This window comes from Enterobacter cloacae complex sp. 2021EL-01169, assembly GCF_020733125.1.
GTDB lineage: Bacteria > Pseudomonadota > Gammaproteobacteria > Enterobacterales > Enterobacteriaceae > Enterobacter > Enterobacter roggenkampii.
The window spans coordinates 1-1,505 of sequence record NZ_JAJFTC010000047.1 but is presented as its reverse complement, the minus strand read 5'-3'; the positions used below and the strand labels follow the sequence as shown (position 1 = coordinate 1,505).

The 1,505-nt window shown below is 53.4% G+C and carries 1 rRNA gene; it reads right to left on the bottom strand.

Annotation, left to right across the window (positions count from 1 at the left end):
• Nucleotides 1-1,480: ribosomal RNA gene (locus LLF79_RS26770) — 23S ribosomal RNA — on the bottom strand; the annotation flags it as partial.
• Nucleotides 1,481-1,505 lie beyond the last annotated feature (25 nt).

Genomic DNA, 1,505 nt, shown 5'->3' with positions numbered 1-1,505 from the left:
TCCGCCTACATGCTTAAACCGGGACAACCGTCGCCCGGCTAACATAGCCTTCTCCGTCCCCCCTTCGCAGTAACACCAAGTACAGGAATATTAACCTGTTTCCCATCGACTACGCCTTTCGGCCTCGCCTTAGGGGTCGACTCACCCTGCCCCGATTAACGTTGGACAGGAACCCTTGGTCTTCCGGCGAGCGGGCTTTTCACCCGCTTTATCGTTACTTATGTCAGCATTCGCACTTCTGATACCTCCAGCATGCCTCACAGCACACCTTCAACGGCTTACAGAACGCTCCCCTACCCAACAACACATAGTGTCGCTGCCGCAGCTTCGGTGCATGGTTTAGCCCCGTTACATCTTCCGCGCAGGCCGACTCGACCAGTGAGCTATTACGCTTTCTTTAAATGATGGCTGCTTCTAAGCCAACATCCTGGCTGTCTGTGCCTTCCCACATCGTTTCCCACTTAACCATGACTTTGGGACCTTAGCTGGCGGTCTGGGTTGTTTCCCTCTTCACGACGGACGTTAGCACCCGCCGTGTGTCTCCCGTGATAACATTCTTCGGTATTCGTAGTTTGCATCGGGTTGGTAAGCCGGGATGGCCCCCTAGCCGAAACAGTGCTCTACCCCCGAAGATGAGTTCACGAGGCGCTACCTAAATAGCTTTCGGGGAGAACCAGCTATCTCCCGGTTTGATTGGCCTTTCACCCCCAGCCACAAGTCATCCGCTAATTTTTCAACATTAGTCGGTTCGGTCCTCCAGTTAGTGTTACCCAACCTTCAACCTGCCCATGGCTAGATCACCGGGTTTCGGGTCTATACCCTGCAACTTAACGCCCAGTTAAGACTCGGTTTCCCTTCGGCTCCCCTATACGGTTAACCTTGCTACAGAATATAAGTCGCTGACCCATTATACAAAAGGTACGCAGTCACACCACGAAGGTGCTCCCACTGCTTGTACGTACACGGTTTCAGGTTCTTTTTCACTCCCCTCGCCGGGGTTCTTTTCGCCTTTCCCTCACGGTACTGGTTCACTATCGGTCAGTCAGGAGTATTTAGCCTTGGAGGATGGTCCCCCCATATTCAGACAGGATACCACGTGTCCCGCCCTACTCTTCGAGTTCACAGCCTGTGTGCTTTCGTGTACGGGACTGTCACCCTGTACCGTGCGACTTTCCAGACGCTTCCACTAACACACAAGCTGATTCAGACTCTGGGCTGCTCCCCGTTCGCTCGCCGCTACTGGGGGAATCTCGGTTGATTTCTTTTCCTCGGGGTACTTAGATGTTTCAGTTCCCCCGGTTCGCCTCGTTAACCTATGTATTCAGTTAACGATAGTGTGACGAATCACACTGGGTTTCCCCATTCGGACATCGCCGGGTCAAAGGTTCATATCACCTCGCCGGCGCTTTTCGCAGATTAGCACGTCCTTCATCGCCTCTGACTGCCAGGGCATCCACCGTGTACGCTTAGTCGCTTAACCTCACAACCCGAAGATGTTTCACTTC